The organism is Vibrio sp. 378 (assembly GCF_033339435.1).
This window is the reverse complement of sequence record NZ_JAWOUO010000628.1, coordinates 1-666: the sequence shown is the minus strand read 5'-3', so window position 1 is coordinate 666 and position 666 is coordinate 1. Positions and strand designations below refer to the sequence as shown.

Annotated in this window: 1 protein-coding gene and 1 pseudogene; one reads left to right on the top strand and one right to left on the bottom strand. The window is 43.8% G+C overall.

The window, feature by feature from the left end:
- Positions 1–432, top strand: a pseudogene (locus tag R7Q48_RS27950) (glutamate racemase); the annotation flags it as partial.
- On the opposite strand, the gene R7Q48_RS27945 reads toward R7Q48_RS27950, so the two are convergent.
- A partial coding sequence (locus tag R7Q48_RS27945) for an RNA-binding protein (RefSeq protein ID WP_318133550.1) occupies positions 386–666 on the bottom strand: 281 nt, incomplete at its 5' end. The pseudogene R7Q48_RS27950 and the gene R7Q48_RS27945 overlap by 47 nt on opposite strands.

Genomic DNA, 666 nt, shown 5'->3' with positions numbered 1-666 from the left:
ACTCATGAACTGATCCGCGATTTTGCACAAGGTAAGCCAGTTGAATTGCTAGGTTCGACGCGTTTGGTTGATATGGCAGAAGAAAAGCTACGTGGTGAAAGTGTTCCTTTGGATGAACTGAAAAGCATCTTATCGCCGCTATGCAATAAAGTAGACGTCGCTGTACTTGGTTGTACACACTTCCCACTAATCAAAAACGAAATTCAGCAAGTGCTGGGTAGCAACGTCGTTTTGATTGATTCTGGGGAGGCGATAGCGCGCCGGGTTAAAGCATTACTGTCTTGTGGCGAGCTTGAAGAGAAAGAAGAAGGGATAAAACGAATCTTTGCCAGTGCACCTCCTTGGCAGGAAGATGCACTGAACATTTGTTTGGCGAAATTAGGATTTAATCCAGTTCAGATTTATCGCCATCTGGGTGTTTCGGATCGTTAGCAATACGAACTTTAAGTGTTCGCTCCATATATTCCCTTTCATTTAACTTCGCGATAGCCGGTTCTGCGTTAGCAGCGGCCATAACGACAAAACCAAACCCTCTTCTTTTACCTGTGCGTTTATCTTTCATTAAGCGCACAGCAAATACCTGCCCATACTCTGCAAATAAATCACGAACGTGACTCTCATTTGCTTTATAAGGAAGGTTACCGACATACAGCGTTTTAGTTGAAG